We start from the raw sequence: 18,194 nt of genomic DNA on the forward strand, positions 1-18,194 counted from the left end.
GGGGGGGGGGGGGGTGCCGGGTTGGTTGGGGGTGGGGGACGTGACCCACCGGGCGGGGCCGCCCCCGCGTCCCCCGCCGGCGGCGCCGGGGGGGGCCCCCCGGGGGGCCCCCCCGGCGCCGCGTTCCGGGTGCCGGCTCAGTACTGGTAGAAGCCGCGCCCGCTCTTCTTGCCGAGCAGCCCCGCGTCGACCATGCGCAGCAGCAGCGGCGGCGAGCTGTAGAGCTGCTCCTTGAACTCGTCGTAGAGACTGTCCGCGACCGCCTTGATCGTGTCCAGACCGATCAGGTCGGTCAGCCGCAGCGGACCCATCGGGTGCGCGCAGCCGAGCACCATGCCGTTGTCGATGTCCTCCGCCGACGCGAAACCGGACTCGAACATCCGGATCGCGGAGAGCAGATAGGGCACGAGCAGCGAGTTGACCACGAAGCCGGCGCGGTCCTGCGAGCGGATCACCGTCTTGCCCAGCACCTCGCTCGCGAACGCCTCCGCGCGGGCGGCGGTGCGCTCGTCGGTGAGCAGCGAGGGCACCAGCTCGACCAGCTTCTGCACCGGCACCGGGTTGAAGAAGTGGATCCCGACGACCTGCTGCGGCCGGGCCGTGGCCATGCCGAGTTTCATGATCGGGATCGAGGACGTGTTCGACGCCAGGATCGCGTCCTCGCGCACCACGACCTTGTCCAACGTGGCGAAGATCTGCGTCTTGACCTCTTCGAGCTCGGCCACGGCCTCGATCACCATGTCCCGGTCGGCGAAGTCGCCCAGGTCGGTGGTGTAGGTGATCCGGGCCAGCGCCGCGTCCCGATCGGCCTCGGCGAGCTTGCCCGCCTTCACCCCGCGATCGATCGACTTGGTCACCCGAGCCTGCCCGGCCTCCGCCGCGGCCTTGCCGGTCTCCGCCACCAACACGTCCAGCCCGGCCTTCGCACAGACCTCGACGATCCCGGACCCCATCAGCCCGGCCCCTACCACCCCTACACGCCGTACATCGGACACCGCGTACTCCTCGCTCCACTTGCTGCCGTCAGCCTCCTCGGCATCCTCTCAGGTGAGCGTCAACGGGCGTCGATGCGCCGGACAGGTTGCCCGGTGAGCTCGGCGATGACGTCGAAGTCGCGGTCCGCGTGCAGCACTACGAGGTTGTGTCGGGCCGCCGTGATCGCGACCACGAGATCCACGACACTCGCGCATTCGTGTTGTGACTTCTCCCCGAGGCGGAGTTGCAGCGCCGCGGCTTCCGTCCATACGGAATCCGGTACGTGAAAGTGGGGCAGCATCTCGCTGGTGAACCGATCGAGCGCTTCGTATGCCGCGTTATCCACCCACGCCACGCAGAAACTCGAGCCGGATCGGTTCGCACAAGCCGCCGCGTCCGGCCGCGAATGGCTCGTGCCATGCTTCGCTGGTCTGCTTGCGGTAGAACCGGACGAGCGCCGAGGTGTCCGCAAGATACAGATCCTGGGTCACCGCGGGTCCTTCGGGGGCTCGTGCTCCTCGGGCAACCCGAGCACAAAGTCGCCCTGAGCGTGATCTTGGTGCACCCGAAGGAGCGAGAACGGTGCGCCGTCGTCAGTGCGGGGCCGTCTCCATGTCCGGGAGTGGGTAGGGGAACTTGGCGCCGACCGCGCCGTCCACGGTCAGGATCTGGCCGCTGATGTAGCGGGACAGGTCGCCGGTGAGGAAGAGGAGGGGGCCGGCGATGTCGGCGGGCAGGGCCACATCGCGCAGGGGGGCGTTGGCGGCGTTGGCGGCGCGGCCGGGTTCGCCGAGGTAGGCCGATACGCGGGGGGTCCAGACCACGCCGGGGGCGACCGCGTTGACCCGGACGCCGCGGGGGCCCAGTTCCACCGCGGCCGAGCGGACCAGCGAGATCAGGCCCGCCTTGGCCGCGCCGTAGGCCGCGTGCATCGGGGCGCCGGTCTGGCCGGAGACCGAGGCGACGAAGGTGATCGCGCCGCCGCCGTGCGCGGCCAGGTGCGCGCCGCCCAGTTGCAGCGCGAGCAGCGCGTGCCGGAGCACGATGTCCTGGTGCCAGGTCCAGTCCTCGTCGGTGGTGGAGAGCAGGTCGGCGTACCGGCTCATGCCGATGATGTCGACGATCGCGTGGGCTCGGCCCAGCCGTGCCCCGACGTCGGCCCACAGCCGGGTCACGTCCGCGCGCGAGGTGGCGTCGCCGGACCACGCGAGGCCGTCGACCTCCTCGGCGATGTCCTTGGCCAGGTCCGGCTCGCGGTCCACCGCGAACACCCGCGCGCCCGCCTGGGCGAGCGCGTGCGCGGTCTGCCGGCCGATGCCCTGGCCCGCGCCGAGCACGACCACGCCGCGTCCGTCGAGTCGGAGTCGGGCCGGGTAGTCGGGTACCTCGGAGTCGTCGGTTCGGGTCATGGCGCCGACGCTAGGCAGGACCTGACGCACTGTCAATCATGGTTCGGGAGTTGGCCCGGACCGGAACTGACGGTCTGTCAATCATCCTCTCGGCGTGGCAATGTTTGACCCAGGCAATAAAAATCCCGGATGAACGAGAGCGAAGGGGTTCGGCATGGGCGAGCACATGGGACACGGCGTCAAGCAGCGCGACCGGGTCCGGATGACCGAGCAGGAGATCGCCGACTTCCTGGCCGAGCGGCACTCGATGACCATGTCCACGCTCAACGCCGACGGCAGCATCCACTCGGTCGGCATGTGGTACGGCTTCATCGAGGGCGAGGTCGGCCTGGAGAGCAAGGCCCGTGCGCAGAAGGTGCTCAACGTGCGCCGCAACCCGACCATCACGTGCCTGGTCGAGGCCGGCGAGTACTACGAGGAACTGCGCGGCGTGTCCATCGTCGGCAAGGCCGAGGTGGTCGAGGAGCCGGAGCGGATCTGGGAGCTCGGGGTGAGCGTGTTCGGCCGCTACGCGGCGCCGTACACCGAGGAGATGCGCCCGGCCGTGGAGATGATGCTGAACAAGCGCGTGGTGATCAAGGTCGTCCCGGACCGTGTCGTCTCCTGGGACCACCGCAAGCTCGGGCTGCCGTCCACGCGCCCGAGCTGACCGGCGCGTCCGTACCCGGGCGACGGAACGGCGGCCGAGGCGCCGACGGGCGCGGCGGGTGTGGTGGGTGCGGCGTGTGTGGCGCGGCGTCCGGGCGCGGAGGCGGTGCGGACGCCGATGCGCACGTGGGTGTGGACGCCGGTGAGCCGGTCCGGCCGGACGCGGATCTGGCGACGCCGGATCCAGTCAGGTAGCCTGTCCGCTTACTTGATCGAGACAAGTATTGGTGAGGGAGTACACAGTGCCGATCGGATTCGCCACCGAGCACCGGGCGTTCGCGGAATCGGTCGCCGGTTTCGTCGCTCGCCACGCCTCGATCGAGGCCACCCGCCGGGCCGCCGACGACCTGTCCGCCGGCGCCCTCCCGGACTGCTGGGACGCCCTGGTCGGCCAGGGTCTGACCGCCGTCCACCTCGCCGAGGAGCACGGCGGCTCCGGCGCGGGCATCCTCGAACTCGCCGTCGCCCTCGAGGAGGCCGGCCGCGGCCTGCTGCCCGGCCCGTACCTGTCCACCGTGCTGACCGGCGCCGTCCTGGCCCGGCACGCCGCGCCCGAGGTCGGCAAGGCCCTGCTGCCGCGATTCGCCGAGGGCGTCACCGGCGCGGTTGCCGTCGCGCCGGGCCTGACCGCGCATCAGACCCAGGTCGGCTGGGAGATCAACGGCATCGCCGAACCGGTCCTGGGCGCGGTCGGCGCCGACTACCTGCTGCTCGGCGCGCGCACCGACACCAACCCCGGCCGGGACGAGCAGATCTGGTTCGTGGTCAAGCCCGACAACAAGGAGACCATCCGGGTCACCCCGTTGGACCCGGTCGACCTCGCCCGCGGCGTGGCCCGGGTGCGCACGCACAACCTGGAGATCACCGCGTCCCAGGTGCTGACCGGCATCACTACCGCCCGGGTGCGCGACCTGGCCGCCGTGCTCGCCGCCGCCGAGGCGGTCGGCGTGGCCCGCTGGTGCTTCGAGACCGCGCTCGCCTACGTCAAGATCCGCGAGCAGTTCGGCGTCGCGGTCGGCTCGTTCCAGGCGATCAAGCACAAGGCCGCCACCTTGTTCACCCGGCTGGAACTGGCCACCGCCGCGGCCTGGGACGCGGCCCGGGCCGCCGACGACACCGCCGAGGACGCCGACGAGCAACTGCGCCTGGCCGCCGCCGAGGCCGCCGTGGTCTGTCTGCCGCTCGCCCGCGAGGTCGCGCTGGACTGCATCACCATGCTCGGCGGCATCGGCTTCACCTGGGAACACGACATCCACCTGTACTGGCGCCGCGCGGTCTTCCTGGCCCAGTGGCTGGGCCCGTCGGGGGAGTGGACCGCACAACTCGGCCGGGCCGCGCTGGAGAGCGTCGGCGGCGGCCCCACCCGGCGCTTCGACCTCGAACTCGACGAGGGCGCCATCGCCGCCTTCCGGACCGAGGTGGCCGCGCACCTGACCGAGGCGAACGCCCTCGCCGAACCCGCCCGTCGGCGACGCCTGGCCGAACTCGGCTACGTCTCGCCGCACTACCCCAAGCCCTACGGGATCGCCGCGAGCCCCGCCCAACAGGTGGTCATCCAGCAGGAGTTCGCCCGGATCGGGCTGACCCCGCCGAGCACGATCATCGGCGAGTTCGCGCTGCCCACGATCATGGCGCACGGCACCGACGCACAACGCGACGCCTACGTGCCGGCCACGCTGCGCGGCGACATCGTCTGGTGCCAGCTCTTCAGCGAGCCGGGCGCCGGCTCCGACCTGGCGTCGCTGAGCACCCGGGCGACCAAGGTCGACGGCGGTTGGCGGCTGAACGGCCAGAAGGTGTGGAACTCCAAGGCGCACGAAGCGCACTTCGGCATCTGCCTGGCCCGCACCGACCCGGACGCGCCCAAGCACAAGGGCATCACGTACTTCATCGTGGACATGGCCACGCCCGGGATCGACGTGCGCCCGCTCAAGCAGTCCAACGGTCAATCGGAGTTCAACGAGGTCTATCTCGACGACGTGTTCGTGGCCGACGACCAGGTGGTCGGCGACGTGCACGCGGGTTGGCGGATCGCCCGCACCACGCTCGCCAACGAGCGGGTGATGATCGCCGGCGGGCCGGGCATGCAGGCGTTCGGCAAGCTGCTCGCCGACCTCGGCGAGACCGGCGCGGCGTGGGCGGATACCGCGGTGGCGAGCCGGCTGGGCGGCTTCGCGGCGGAGCACTTCGCGCTGCGCGCGTTGACCCTGCGCTCGACCCTGCAGCAGTTGTCCGGGCTCAACCCGGGCGCGGCCTCCAGCGTGCTCAAACTCGCGGTCACCGAACACCAGCGGGCCGTGGTCACCGCGCGCCTGGACCGGATCGGCGCGGGCGGCACCCATCACGACGACCTCGGGGGCGAACTGCTCACCGCCTACCTCTCGCTGCCGGCGGTCCTGCTCGGTGGCGGCACCCGGGAGATCCAGCTCAACGTCGTCGCCGAACGCATCCTGGGCCTGCCCAGAGGCTGATCCGACGGCGCCCCGCCCGCGCCGGGCCGGCCCCGGCGATCGGCTTCGCGTCCCGGCAACCGGCGATCGACCACCGGCTGTCAGTGCTTTCCACGGCTACCAGGGAGATCACGTGCACATCACCTACACACCCGAGCAGGAGGACCTGCGGCGGGAACTGCGCGAGTACTTCGCGCGGATCATGACCCCGGAGATCCGGGCCGAGCAGGCCGCGGGCGAGACCAGCCTGACGGGCAAGGACGGCGCGTACTGCCGCGTCATCAAGCAGATGGGCGAGGACGGCTGGCTGGGCATCGGCTGGCCCAAGGAATACGGCGGCCAGGACCGCACGATGCTGGAACAGCTGATCTTCACCGACGAGGCCACCCTGGCCGGCGCGGCGGTGCCGTTGCTGACCATCAACACCGTCGGCCCGACGTTGATGGAGTACGGCACGCAGGAGCAGCGCGACTTCTTCCTGCCCAAGATCCTCACCGGCGACATGCACTTCTCGATCGGCTACTCCGAGCCGGGCGCGGGCACCGACCTGGCCGCCCTGACCACCAAGGCGGTTCGGGACGGCGACGACTGGATCATCAACGGCCAGAAGATGTGGACCTCGCTGATCCACGTCGCGGACTACGTCTGGCTGGCCGCGCGCACCGACCCCGACGCGCCGCGGCACAAGGGCCTGACCATGTTCCTGGTGCCCACGAACGCCGAGGGCTTCTCCTGGACCCCGATCAAGACGATGGGCGGCCAGACCACGTCGCAGACGTTCTACGAGAACGTCCGGGTGCCCGCTTCCGCGATGGTCGGCGAGCTCAACGGCGGCTGGAAGCTGATCACCGGCCAGCTCAACCGCGAGCGGGTGGCGCTGTGTTCGGCCGCGGGCATCCAGCTCGCGCTGCACGAGACCCGGCGCTGGGCCGAGCAGACGGTGCTGCCGGACGGCTCCCGGGTGATCGACCGCGAGCACGTGCAGGCCAACCTCGGCCGGGTGCACGCCAAGGTCGAGTTCCTCAAGCTGGTCAACTGGAAGATCGCCTGGTCGGTCGACCACGGCACCAAGGTCGGCCCCGCCGACGCCTCGGCGACCAAGATCTTCGGCACCGAGTTCGCCACCGAGGCATACCGGCTGCTGATGGAGTGCATGGGCGAGGACGCCTACCTCCAGCAGGACTCACCCGGTGCTCTGCTGCGCGGCCGACTGGAGAAGATGCACCGCACCGCGCTCATCCTCACCTTCGGCGGCGGCACCAACGAGGTACAGCGCGACATGATCGCGATGCTGGGCCTCGGCCTGCCGCGACCGCCCCGCTGACCCGCCGTCACCACGCTGACAAGGACAGGTGAAATGGACTTCGGTTACACGGAAGAACAGCAGGACCTGGTGGGCCTGGCGGGGCGGATCCTCGGCGAGCGGGTCACCCACGAGGCGCTCACCGCGCTGGACAAGCGGGTCGAGGAGGGCGGCGAGCCGCGCTTGGACCGCGACCTGTGGGCGGAGCTGGCCAAGGCCAACCTGCTCGGGATCGGGCTGCCCGAGGAGTTCGGCGGCTCGGGCTACGGCGTCTTCGAGCAGTGCCTGATCCTGGAGCAGATCGGCCGCACGCTGGCGCCGGTGCCGTTCGGGCCCTCGATCGCGGTCGCCGCCTCGATCCTGAACCGGATGGGTACGGACGAGCAGAAGGCGGCCTGGCTGCCGGGCGCCGTGGACGGCTCGCGGATCCTGACCTACGCGCTCGCCGAGCCGTTCGGTCGGGACGGCGCCGCGCCCGCCACCAAGGCGGTGCGCACGGACGGGGTCTGGCACCTGGACGGGGTCAAGACCGGGGTGCCGGTCGCGACCGTGGCCGACCTGATCCTGGTGTCCGCGGACGTGGCGGGTCACGGCGGGGTGTTCCTGGTCGACCCGAAGGCCGAGGGGGTCCGGATCGAGCCCCAGTTGACCACCGCCAAGGAGATCGCCGGTCTGGTCACCCTGGAGCACGCCGTGGGCACCCCGCTGGGCGGCCCCGACGCGGCTCGCGACCTGCGCGACCGGGCCACCCTGGCGCTGTGCGCGACCCAGCTCGGGGTGACCGAGAAGGCGATGCGCGAGACCGCGAAGTACGCGAGCGAGCGGGTGCAGTTCAAGCGCCCGATCGGCTCGTTCCAGGCGGTCGGGCACCGCCTGGCCGACGCGTACATCGACGTCGAGGGCATTCGGCTGACCACGTGGCAGGCCGCGTGGCAGGAGGCCGAGGGGCTGGACGCGGCCGAGGCGATCGCCACCGCGAAGTTCTGGGCCGCGGACGGCGGACACCGGGTCGCGCACGCCGCGGTCCACGTGCACGGCGGCATGGGCGTGGCCGAGGAGCACTTCGTACACCGCTACTTCAACCACGCCAAGCAGCTCGAACTCTCGCTCGGCGGCGCGACCGAGCAGGCGCTGCGGATCGGCGCCGGCTTCGCCGCGACCGCCGCGGGCGAGTTCGCCTGACCCGGTTTTCCCGAGCACGCCTTCGGCGCCGCCGCGCCGGCGCCGCACCCCTGTGATTCCTGGAGACGAACAGACATGAGCGAACCCCACGCCCTGGTCGAGCGGGACGGCCACGTCCTGATCATCACGATGAACCGGCCCGAGGCCCGCAACGCGGTCACCGGCGAGATGATCGAGATCCTGGAGGCCGCCTGGGACGAGGTCAACGACAACCCGGAGATCCGGGTCGCCATCCTCACCGGTGCCGGCGGCGCGTTCTGCGCGGGCGCCGACCTCAAGGCGATGAGTCGGCGTGCGCCCGGTGACGCGTTCAAGGGCGGCGAAGGCAAGCCGGCCATGGACATGTCCGTGATGAAGTGGGTCCTCAAGGGCTTCACCCTCACCAAGCCCCTGATCGCCGCGATCGAGGGCCCCGCCATCGCGGGCGGCACCGAGATCCTCCAGGCCACCGACATCCGGGTCGCCGGCGAGTCGGCGCGCTTCGGCGTTTCCGAGGTCCGCTGGGGCCTGTTCCCGCTCGGTGGGTCGGCGGTGCGCCTGCGCCGCCAGATTCCGTACACTGTCGCCGCCGACCTGCTGCTCACGGGCCGCCACATCAAGGCGCCCGAGGCCAAGGAGCTCGGTCTGATCGGACACGTCGTGCCGGACGGCGGCGCGCTGGAGAAGGCGAAGGAGATCGCCCACCAGATCGCCGCCAACGGTCCGATCGCCGTTCAGGCGGTCCTGCGCGTTCTGCGTGAAACCGACCAGTTGACCGAGGAAGATGCGTTCAAGCTGGAGTCGCAGATCGGAATGCGGGTATTCATGAGCGACGACGCCAAGATCGGTCCGCGAGCCTTCGCGGAGAAGAAGACTCCGGAGTTCAAGGGCACGTGATGTGCCATCGGAAGACTTCGGCATGAACGGGCCCGCCGGGTCAGGGACGGCAATCCCCCGGCGGGTCCTCATCATGTTCACGCGCGCGAGCTCACCCGGGTTGCGTCGGATGACGGGGAAATCTCGGCCCGATTCCGGAGCCCGGCGGGCGCGGATGTCCCGGGCGATTTCGACCGAGCCGGCACGCCGAGCGGTCGCGAGAAGCTTCCGCCGGAAGGGGACGTTCCGGGCGGTCTTCGCCGGATCGTGTCCGGAGTCGGCCCGGCCGGACGGGGGGCCGCGCTGCCGTCGGGCGGGGCCCGCGCGGGTGGTGTCGGGCGGCCGTGGCGAACCTATTCTTTTGATCGAGTCAAGGGTAAGTTGGCCCATCCCTGCTTCGATCCGGATCGGATCCGTGCCTCGGATCCGGCTTCGGAAGCATCCGTTCATCCGCCGTGGGAGCCGACCATGACGCCCGTCAGCCCGTCGTTCAACCTCGCCGATCTCTTCGAGATCGTGGTGGACGCGATTCCCGACCGCACCGCCTTGATCGCGGGCGAGGTCCGACTGACGTACCGTCAACTCGACGAGCGGGCGAACCGGTTCGCGCACCACCTGCTCGGGGTCGGGATCCGGCCGGGCGAGTTCGTCGGGATCCACGCGTGGAACCGTGCGGAGTGGGTCGAGGCGATGATCGGCTGCCACAAGGCGCGCGCCGTGCCGATCAACATCAACTACCGCTATGTCGAGGCGGAACTGCGCTACCTGTACGAGAACTCGGGCATGGTCGCGGTGGTCGCCGAGCGCTCGTTCGCCGGTCCCACCACGGCGATCCGGGCGGACTTCCCGGCGCTGCGGCACGTGCTGATCCTGGAGGACGGCTCGACCGAACCGACCCAGGACACCGTCGGCTACGAGGACGCGCTCGCGGCGGCCTCGCCCGCCCGCGACTTCGACGCGCGCACCGCGGACGACCTGTACGGCCTGTACACGGGCGGCACCACCGGCATGCCCAAGTGTGTGCTGTGGCGCGGCGAGGACATCTTCTTCGCGGCCCTCCAGGCCGGTCGCGGCGGCCGGCCGAAGTTGGCCAGGCCCGACGAACTGGGGGACACGGTCCGGGAGTCGGCGGGGCTGACCACGCTGGGCCTGGCGCCGATGATGCACGGCGGCGGGCAGTGGTCGATGTGGAACACCTTCTACATGGGCAACACGTACCTGATGTGGACCGGCCGGGCCTTCGACCCGGACGCCGTGATGGCGCTCGCGTCGCGCGAGCGGGCGTTGTCGATGGCGGTGGTCGGCGACGGCATGGGCCGGCCGCTGGCGGACTGGCTCGCGGCCAACCCGGACACCCACGACCTGTCCGCGCTCAAGGCGATCAGCAACGGCGGCGCGCCGATGAGCGCTTCGGTGCGCACCGCGCTGGAACAGACCGGCATCTTCGTGATCGACAGCTTCGGCGCGTCCGAGACCGGCGCCGCCATGCGGCAGACCGGCGCGGTCGGCGCCGCCACGCGGTTCGCCTCCTCGGACACCACGACCGTGCTCGACGACCGACTGGTGCCGGTGAAGCCGGGCTCGGGCGACGTCGGCCGACTGGCCGTCAGCGGACACATCCCGCTCGCCTACCACGGCGACGACGAGAAGACCCGGGCCACCTTCGTCCGGGACGCGGCCGGGCGCCGCTGGGTGCTGCCCGGCGACTTCGCGTTGCTGGAGGAGGACGGCGGCATCACCCTGCTCGGGCGTGGCAGCGCGACGATCAACACCGGTGGCGAGAAGGTCTATCCGGACGAGGTGGAGAACGTGTTGAAGTCGCACGCCGACGTGTTCGACGCGGTCGTGGTGGGCGTTTCGGACCCGCGCTTCGGCCAGGCGGTCACCGCGCTCGTGGTGGTGCGCGAGGGCACCGACCCGACGCCGGAGGCGATCACCGCGCACGCCCGGACCCGGATCGCCGGATACAAGACGCCCAAGCGCATCCATTTCGTCGAATCGATCCCGCGCACGGCGGCGGGCAAGGTGGACCTGCGGGCGGCGAAGGCACGCGCGGAGGAACTGTCCGGGTAGGCGGGTGGATCGGGCGCGGTCGGCAGGCAGGCGGGGCAGGCAGGCGGGTCGGGTGCGATGCCGTACGCGGAACCGGGCCCGGGTCGGCCGGGCAACCGGGTGCTCGGCCGACCCGGGCCCGCGGTCGAGCACCTCGGGTCAGCTCAATACCTGGGTCAGGGTGTGGATCAGCAGGCCGACGAGTGCGCCCACGACGGTGCCGTTGATCCGGATGAACTGCAGGTCGCGTCCGACGTTGATCTCGATCTTGCGGCTGGTCTCCTTCGGGTCCCAGGCGCCGACGGTGTCGGTGATCAACGCGGTGATCTCGTCGCGGTAGGTGGTCACCACGTACGCGGCGGCCTGCTCGATCCACCGATCGGCCTTGTCGCGCACGCGCGCGTCCTCGGCGAGCCGACCGGCCAGCGAGCGCACGGCCGCGGTGACCCGGTTGCGCAGTTCGCTGTTCGGGTCCTCGGTGGCCTCGACGAGCATGGCGCGCGCGGCGCCCCACACCGACGCGATCAACTCCTGGACCGCCGGGTGCGCGATGGTGCGGTCCCGCAACCCCTCTATCTGGGCGATCATCTGCGGATCGTGCTGGAGGTCGCGGGCCACCTCGGCGAGGAAGTTGTCCACCGCGAGTCGGGCCGGGTGCTCCGGGTCGTCCCGCACCGCGCCCGCGAACCGGACCAGTTCGCGATGCACCTTGTTGGCGATCTGCCGGTCGAGAAAGCGCGGCGACCAGCCCGGCGACTCCTCGTTGACCACTCGCAGGACGGCCTCGCGATGTTGCTCCAGCCAGTCGTGCGCCTTCACCGCGACCAGGTCGACCAGGCCCCGGTGCGCGCCGTCGCGGACCAGCCGGTCGAGCAGTTCGCCGATCGGCTGGGCGACGGCCTGCGCGGACACCCGACGGGTGATCGCCTGTCCGAACACGCTCTGCACGTCCTCGTCGCGCAGCACGGTCAGTGCCGCGCGGGCCAGCGCGCCCAGTTGGTCGGTCACCCGCTCGGCGTGCCCGGGAGCGGCCAGCCAGGTGCCGGCCCGCCGGGACACCTCCATCCGGCTCAGTCGTTGCCGTACCACCGAGTCGGAGAGGAAGTTCTCCCCGACGAACTCGCCGAGATTGTGCCCCAGCGCGTCCTTGCGGGTCGGGATGATCGCGGTATGCGGGATCGGCAGTCCGAGCGGGCGGCGGAACAGCGCGGTCACCGCGAACCAGTCGGCCATCGCGCCGACCATCCCGGCCTCCGCGGCGGCCTGCACATATCCGGCCCACGCGCCCGCACCGCGCGCCTCGGCCCACCGCGCGAGGATGTACAACACGGTCGCGAACACCAGGAACCCGGTGGCGATCACCTTCATCCGGCGCACACCCCGGAGCTTCTCCAGCTCCGACGCGGTACGAACCACGCCGCCCGGATCCGGACGGCGTGGAGCGGGCGACGAGGACTCGGCGAGATCAACCATGACGCCCATTGTGATCATCTGCCCGCGCCCCCGGGCCCTTCGACACCGATCCGCGCCGTCCCGCGCGACTCGACTCACGGTCATGTGTGCGCACCGGCCTCACAAATGTGGGCCAAAGATTATATTCGGTGGGTGTCATGGGAGATCTGCCTTCTCGTGCAGCTGGAGACGCTGCGCTCCTATGCGGCCGTCTGGGCGGTCGCCTCGACGTGACCGTGAACATCGGCGACATGTCCTTTCACGTGGCCTGAGCGTTCGATCGACGCAGCGGACCCGGGCCGCTCCCGGCGAATCCGGTGTCGAGCCGAGCCGTGCGGGCGCGTATGAGGACACCACGGAGCGCTCGCAGGGGTCGGGCAGTTCACCGGTCGCTCGCGGCGCGGGGTCGGCGCGCCGCGAGCGACCCGTCGGACGAGGTGGTCGGTCGGTCGGGGGCCGGGGTGGCGAGGATGCCGTTCAACAGGACCTCGATCGCCCACGTGTCGCGGTCGTCGCCGGAGACCTGGGTGAGGGATTTGCGCATGGCGACCAGGTGGGGGTAGTCCGTCGCGGAGAGTCGGCCGAACGCCTCGTCCATCGCGGCGACCGCGCTCTCCTCGGTCTGCCCCTCGGCGCCCTTGTCGACGTACGCCGACTCCTCGGCCCCCGCGGCCGTGATGTGCAGGTTGATCAGGTCGAGCGCGAGTGAGCGGGTGAGGTCGTCGATGCCCGCGCCGGCCAGCAGGCCCAGGATCGCCTCGGCGAGCGCGAGCGCGTTGGGGCCGGTCGGTACGTCCCCCAGGGCCACGGTCGCGATGCCGCGATGGGCGCCGAGCACGGTGATCGCCTCCCTGATCAGCGTGCCCAACTCCGCGCGCCAGTGCGGGAACGGCTCGCCGACCGGCGCGACGGCGGGCAGCGGGATCTCGCCGAGCACTCGGTCGTAGACCAACGCGAGCAGCTCGTCCCGGTTCGCCACGTACACGTACAGCGACGCGGCGCCGGTGTCCAGCGCCTGCGCGACCCGACGCATCGTCACCGCCTCCAGGCCGTCCGCGTCCAGGATCGCGAGCGCGGCGGACACGAGCGCGTCCGCACTGAGCGCGGCCTTCGCCGGGCGGGTGCGCCGGCTGACCGGAGCGGCAGGGGTGGATGGGCGCGACTCGCCGGGGGATTTCGCCATGCCCCGAGTATACGCGTTGACGGAACACCGTTCGCTACGTACATTGTTCGTTGCGAACAGCGTTCGTCACGAACATGGCTCGTCGCGCGGCACTTCGCAGGGCGGTGAGCCGCGCCGCCCACCCTTCGAGGAGTACCGATGACCACCACCACCGTCGACCCGTCCGCCCCCGTCACCGAGCCCCCGCTGCCCGCCGCGTACGCCTGGCGGTGGCGGATCCTGGCGATCGTGCTCGTCGCCGAGGTGATGGACCTGCTCGACAGCACCGTGACGAACGTCGCCGGCCCGTCCGTCCGCGACGATCTCGGCGGCGGCGCTTCGCTGTTGCAATGGCTCGCCTCCGGCTACACGCTCGCGTTCGGCGTGCTGCTCGTCGTCGGCGGCAGACTCGGCGACCGCTGGGGCCGACGCCGATTGTTTCTGCTGGGCGCCGGCGGCTTCGCCGTGGCGTCCCTGTTGTGCGCCCTGGCCCCGGCGCCGGAACTACTGGTCTCCGCCCGCATCGCCCAGGGTGCCTTCGGCGCCCTGCTCATCCCGCAGGGCTTCGGCATCCTCAAGTCGGTCTTCCCGCCCGCCGAGACCGGCAAGGCGTTCGCCGCGTTCGGTCCCATCCTGGGCCTGTCCGCCGTCGGCGGCCCGATTCTGGCCGGCGCGCTGATCCACCTCGACCTGTTCGGCACCGGCTGGCGGCTGATCTTCCTGATGAACGTCCCGCTCGGCCTCGCCGCCGTGCTCGGCGGACTCCGCTACATCCCCAAGGACGCCCCGAACCCCGGCGTGCGGATCGACGTGCTCGCCGCCGCGCTCTTGGCCGTCGCCTCGACGCTGGTCATCCTCCCGCTCATCCAGGGCCCCGAAGCCGACTGGCCCGCCTGGACATTCGGCTGCCTCGGCGCCGGCCTGACCGCCTTCGCCGGCTTCATCCTGCGCGAACGCCGCAGCGCCCACTCGCTGATCGAGGCCACGCTGCTGCGCAACCGGGCCTACACCTCCGGCATGCTGTTCGGCCTCGTCTTCTTCGCCGGCACCGCGGGCTTCATGCTGATCACCTCGCTGTTCGTGCAACTGCACCTGGACTTCGGCCCGCTCGCCGCCGGTCTCACCCTCGCCCCGATCGCCGTCGGCATCGTGGTCGCCTCGATCGCGGGCTTCCGACTGATCCCCAGGCTCGGCCGCAACCTGCTCCTGATCGGCGCCGGCGTCAACGTGAGCGGCCTGATCGCCCTCGCCGCCGTGGTCACCCACTACGGCTCGGACACGACCGGCGTGCACCTGATCGCCCCGCTGTTCGTCGCCGGCCTCGGCATGGGCGCCGTGTTCGCCCCGCTGTTCGACGTGATCCTGGCCGGTGTCGCCGACCACGAACTGGGCAGCGCCTCCGGGTCGTTGTCCGCGATGCAACAACTCGCCGGCGCACTCGGCGTGGCCGGCATCACCACCTTGTTCCTCCAACTCGCCGAAAACCACAGCGCCTCCACCGCCATGGCCGTCGGCGCACTCGCGGTGGCCGGCCTCGGCCTGCTTGCCGCCGGCCTGGTGTTCCTGCTCCCCAGGCACGCCAGGCCGCACGAGAGCTAGGCCCTCGACCCGAGTTGCCTTTCCCCGGCGGTCCGACGGCCGGCCCCTCCGGTCCGACGGCCGGCCGGTCCGTGAAGAACCCCGGGCCGCCGGTTCCACGAAGAACCGTCGTGGGCCGCCGACTCCACGAAGAACCGTCGTGGGCCGCCGAGTCCACGAAGGACCCGTCGCCCGGTCCACCAAGAACCCGTACAGCAAGGAAACGAGTCACCATGACCACCCTCGTCACCGGAGCCCGCGGCAGTGTCGCGCGCGGCGTCCTCACCCGCCTGGTCGCCGCCGGCCACAGCGTCCGGATCGCGAGCAGCGACCCGACCGACCTCGAACCGCCCGCCGGCGTCGCAGCCGTCCGCCTCTCGCTCCGTGAACCCGACAACGCCGCCGCGGTGTTGCACGACGTCACCAGCGTCTTCCTGTACGCCGAGGCAGCCGGCATCGCCGCCTTCCTCGACGCCGCGCGGGCCGCCGGCGTCCGGCACATCGTGCTGCTGTCCTCCGCCTCGACGGCCGCGCCCGACCCGAGCGGCAACCCGCTCGCGGCGAGCCACCACGCGGTCGAGGTCGCGGTCGCCGAGTCCGGGATCCCGTACACGGTGCTCCGTCCCGGTGCCTTCGCCGGCAACGCGATCGGCTGGAAGTACCAGCTTCTCGGCACCGGCAAGATCCAACTTCCGTACCCTAATGCCCAGGTCGCCCCGATCCACGAGGACGATATCGCCGACGTCGCGACCGCCGTGCTCGTGGCCGGCGACCACCTCGGCGAGACACTCGACCTCAACGGCCCCGAATCGTTGTCCTTCGTCGAGCAGATCGCGATCCTGGCCGATGTCCTGGGCCGCGAACTGCCGTTCACCGAGGTCACCCGGGACGAGGCGCTCGCCGGCCTGACCCGGCACATGCCGCCCGGCTACGCGAACGCGCTGCTGGACCTGTGGGAGTCGGCGGTCGAGCCCGAACCGGTGTCCGGCACCACCGAGGCGATCACCGGCCGACCGGGCCGCACCTTCCGCGAATGGGCCCACGACCACCGCGAGGACTTCGCGACCGGCGTGCCGCAGCGCGGCTGAATCGCCGACAACCGCTCGGATACCCGCACTTCGGACCGGTCGGACCGGCACAATCCGGCCGGCCGGTCCATGCTTTGGTGGAGTTCTCGCTCCCTCGCTCCCCAAGGGGTTGTCGCGCTGTCTACGCTGCTGTTCGGACCGGCCGTTTTCCGAACTCTGGACGCACATGACCGTCGCGCTTCACACCGTCGCGGGTGCCGCAATCGAGGTACGCCGCGCGCTCCAGGCTGATGAAGCCAGGGACGTTCCCGAACACACGTGGGTGGGCCCGATCGTCCGGATCCGCCCGCAGGGCGCACGGCACTACGAGGACATCGCGTACATCGACGCGGCGCCCACCGACGGAATGGGCAGCTCCCCCTCCCGACACCTGATCCTGTGGGCGGACCGGGCCCGCCGACAGCGGATCGCGGCGGTGGGTACGTACTCGGCCGCCGCCGACTACGCGGTGTACAGCGTCACCGGACCGGCCGGCGAGCACTTGGCGACGGTGCATCGCGAACAGGGCAGCATCCGCCGGCTGCGCCGCACGTCCTGGACGATCCGCCCGGCGGAGGGCCCCACGCTGCACGCGGCGAAGGGCACCACGTTCGGTTGGATCGCGTGGTGGGCGTTGTGCCCGCTGTGGGGCCTGATGATGGCCGTGGCCGTACTCGGCGGCAAGGCACCGAGGTTGCCGCTGCGCACGATCTGGCGCCACGACGGCACCCGCGTCTTCGAATACCTGGGCAGCGTCGGCACCACCGACTCGTACGAACTCCCCCCGGGCCACGTGGACGCCCGCATAGTCCTGGCCCTGGCGGCCCTGCACAACAGCCATCCCGGCTGGTACGACCGCCTGTAACGGCGCAGCCGGCTCCGGTGGGCTACCGGAGCCCGCCGGCCGGCACCGTCGTCTCGCAGGCGTCGCACAGGGTCAGGTGCAGTCGGCGCATGCCGCGGAGGGTGCCCGGGCGACCGCAGCTCTCGCAGACGGTTCGGGAGATTCGGTCGAACTCCCCCGTCACGGCGTGCAGGCGGGTCGATTCGGCCCGGGTCCAGGCGGTGCCGTTCGGGGTCCACGGGTGGGGGTTGGCCTGGAAGGCGAGCGCCGCCCACTTCTGCTTGACGGCGAGGAGTTCGTAGTCGGGGAACTCCACCGCCACCGCCTCGTGGCAGCGCAGCGCGAGCCGATACCACCCCGGTCCGATCCAGAACTCGGCGGACGGGTCCCTGAGATGGCGCCGCAACGGCTCCAGGACGGCGTCGGACGCCCATTTCGAATGACCGGCGGTCGTTGCCATCGCGGGCTACCTCCCCTTCGGCACGGAGCGAAAACTTTTCTCTCCTCGGGCGTCACACTTTGCCGGCGGGCTCCGTCAGTGCTGTGTCGGACCGAAAAGCAACGGCCGGCAGCCGGAGGCGAGGAGACAACCTCCGGTGAGACCACCTCTCGAGGAGCACAGCCATGGAAGCACGTATGGGCAACCCCGCGATGGTCGTTCCCGGCGCGATGAAGGCGCTGATGGCCCTCGGTGCCGCCGCCGCACAGACCGGCGTTCCCAAGGTCACCCTGGAACTGGCCAACCTGCGGGCGAGCCAGATCAACGGCTGCAGCGTCTGTGTGCACATGCACGCCCGCGACCTGCGCAAGGCCGGCGAGGCGGACGAGCGCATCGACACCGTCGCCGGTTGGCGGGACGCCCCGTACTTCACCGACGCCGAGCGCGCGGCCCTCGCGCTGACCGAGGCGGTCACCCGGGTCGCCGACGCCGGCGACCCGATCCCGGACGCGATCTACGACGAGGCCGCCAAGCACTACGACGAGCAGGAACTCGGCGGCCTCCTGCTGTCCATCGCCTCGGTCAACGTCTGGAACCGAATCAACCTCGCCACCCGTCAGGTCGCGGGCGGCGCCTGGTAGGACACCGCGGCCGAGACGTCGCGGACCCGGAGCCGGGAGCACCTCCCGGCCCTCCGGGCCGCGTGCGCGGCACGGCTCCCGCCGCCCACGTGCTCGAACGCGAGTACGTCCGTCTTGACTTCGGGCCCTCGCGTCGG

General features: G+C 71.1%; 17 protein-coding genes. 10 read left to right on the forward strand and 7 right to left on the reverse strand.

What is annotated here, in order from left to right; translation table 11 throughout:
* Positions 1-137: 137 nt before the first annotated feature.
* The 4 genes from ACIBSV_RS48475 to ACIBSV_RS48490 all read right to left on the reverse strand — a co-directional run bounded on the left by ACIBSV_RS48475 (position 138) and on the right by ACIBSV_RS48490 (position 2,384).
* Positions 138-995: a 3-hydroxybutyryl-CoA dehydrogenase gene (locus ACIBSV_RS48475; protein WP_395874040.1), complete on the reverse strand. Its 858-nt coding sequence runs from the start codon at positions 993-995 to the stop codon at positions 138-140.
* 59 nt (positions 996-1,054) lie between these two features.
* The gene (locus tag ACIBSV_RS48480; RefSeq protein ID WP_395874042.1) at positions 1,055-1,330 is read right to left on the reverse strand and encodes a PIN domain-containing protein; all 276 of its coding nucleotides are present in this window, start codon (positions 1,328-1,330) and stop codon (positions 1,055-1,057) included.
* Entirely contained in the window at positions 1,314-1,466 is a 153-nt protein-coding gene (locus ACIBSV_RS48485; RefSeq protein ID WP_395874044.1) for a hypothetical protein, read from the reverse strand. The genes ACIBSV_RS48480 and ACIBSV_RS48485 overlap by 17 nt, the downstream gene beginning before the upstream one ends.
* A 102-nt stretch (positions 1,467-1,568) precedes the next feature.
* Complete coding sequence (locus ACIBSV_RS48490; RefSeq protein ID WP_395874046.1) at positions 1,569-2,384, reverse strand: SDR family NAD(P)-dependent oxidoreductase; 816 nt, start codon at positions 2,382-2,384, stop codon at positions 1,569-1,571.
* 154 nt (positions 2,385-2,538) lie between these two features.
* On the opposite strand from ACIBSV_RS48490, the gene ACIBSV_RS48495 reads away from it, so the two are divergent.
* The 6 genes from ACIBSV_RS48495 to ACIBSV_RS48520 all read left to right on the forward strand — a co-directional run bounded on the left by ACIBSV_RS48495 (position 2,539) and on the right by ACIBSV_RS48520 (position 10,895).
* Entirely contained in the window at positions 2,539-3,033 is a 495-nt protein-coding gene (locus ACIBSV_RS48495; protein WP_395874048.1) for a pyridoxamine 5'-phosphate oxidase family protein, read from the forward strand.
* Between the two features lie 241 nt (positions 3,034-3,274).
* Entirely contained in the window at positions 3,275-5,503 is a 2,229-nt protein-coding gene (locus ACIBSV_RS48500; RefSeq protein WP_395874050.1) for an acyl-CoA dehydrogenase, read from the forward strand.
* A gap of 112 nt (positions 5,504-5,615) precedes the next feature.
* Positions 5,616-6,806, forward strand: a complete 1,191-nt coding sequence (locus ACIBSV_RS48505; protein WP_395874052.1) for an acyl-CoA dehydrogenase family protein — start codon at positions 5,616-5,618, stop codon at positions 6,804-6,806.
* 33 nt (positions 6,807-6,839) lie between these two features.
* Entirely contained in the window at positions 6,840-7,967 is a 1,128-nt protein-coding gene (locus ACIBSV_RS48510; protein WP_395874054.1) for an acyl-CoA dehydrogenase family protein, read from the forward strand.
* Positions 7,968-8,042: 75 nt separating this feature from the next.
* Positions 8,043-8,843: a crotonase/enoyl-CoA hydratase family protein gene (locus ACIBSV_RS48515; protein ID WP_395874056.1), complete on the forward strand. Its 801-nt coding sequence runs from the start codon at positions 8,043-8,045 to the stop codon at positions 8,841-8,843.
* Between the two features lie 447 nt (positions 8,844-9,290).
* Entirely contained in the window at positions 9,291-10,895 is a 1,605-nt protein-coding gene (locus tag ACIBSV_RS48520) for an acyl-CoA synthetase (protein WP_395874058.1), read from the forward strand.
* 138 nt (positions 10,896-11,033) lie between these two features.
* Here the strand turns inward: ACIBSV_RS48520 and ACIBSV_RS48525 are convergent, their stop codons facing one another.
* Together ACIBSV_RS48525 and ACIBSV_RS48530 are read right to left on the reverse strand one after the other, a co-directional pair.
* Positions 11,034-12,347, reverse strand: a complete 1,314-nt coding sequence (locus ACIBSV_RS48525) for a DUF445 domain-containing protein (RefSeq protein WP_395874060.1) — start codon at positions 12,345-12,347, stop codon at positions 11,034-11,036.
* Positions 12,348-12,708: 361 nt separating this feature from the next.
* Positions 12,709-13,509 carry a TetR/AcrR family transcriptional regulator gene (locus tag ACIBSV_RS48530; RefSeq protein WP_395874062.1) on the reverse strand — a complete coding sequence of 267 codons (801 nt, stop codon included), beginning with the start codon at positions 13,507-13,509 and terminating at the stop codon, positions 12,709-12,711.
* 138 nt (positions 13,510-13,647) lie between these two features.
* Here ACIBSV_RS48530 and ACIBSV_RS48535 point away from each other — a divergent pair, with 138 nt between their 5' ends.
* The 3 genes from ACIBSV_RS48535 (at position 13,648) to ACIBSV_RS48545 (ending at position 16,998) form a co-directional block, all read left to right on the forward strand.
* Entirely contained in the window at positions 13,648-15,087 is a 1,440-nt protein-coding gene (locus ACIBSV_RS48535; RefSeq protein WP_395874064.1) for an MFS transporter, read from the forward strand.
* Between the two features lie 212 nt (positions 15,088-15,299).
* Complete coding sequence (locus ACIBSV_RS48540; protein ID WP_395874066.1) at positions 15,300-16,154, forward strand: NAD(P)H-binding protein; 855 nt, start codon at positions 15,300-15,302, stop codon at positions 16,152-16,154.
* A 166-nt stretch (positions 16,155-16,320) separates the two neighbouring features.
* The gene (locus ACIBSV_RS48545) at positions 16,321-16,998 is read left to right on the forward strand and encodes a hypothetical protein (protein WP_395874068.1); all 678 of its coding nucleotides are present in this window, start codon (positions 16,321-16,323) and stop codon (positions 16,996-16,998) included.
* Positions 16,999-17,020: 22 nt separating this feature from the next.
* Here the strand turns inward: ACIBSV_RS48545 and ACIBSV_RS48550 are convergent, their stop codons facing one another.
* Positions 17,021-17,437 (reverse strand): hypothetical protein, encoded by a 417-nt coding sequence (locus ACIBSV_RS48550; RefSeq protein WP_395874070.1) that lies wholly within the window; start codon positions 17,435-17,437, stop codon positions 17,021-17,023.
* A 164-nt stretch (positions 17,438-17,601) separates the two neighbouring features.
* On the opposite strand from ACIBSV_RS48550, the gene ACIBSV_RS48555 reads away from it, so the two are divergent.
* On the forward strand, positions 17,602-18,057 hold the full coding sequence (locus ACIBSV_RS48555) for a carboxymuconolactone decarboxylase family protein (RefSeq protein ID WP_395874072.1): 456 nt from the start codon (positions 17,602-17,604) through the stop codon (positions 18,055-18,057).
* Positions 18,058-18,194 lie beyond the last annotated feature (137 nt).

This window comes from Embleya sp. NPDC050154 (assembly GCF_044460165.1).
Taxonomy (GTDB): domain Bacteria; phylum Actinomycetota; class Actinomycetes; order Streptomycetales; family Streptomycetaceae; genus Embleya.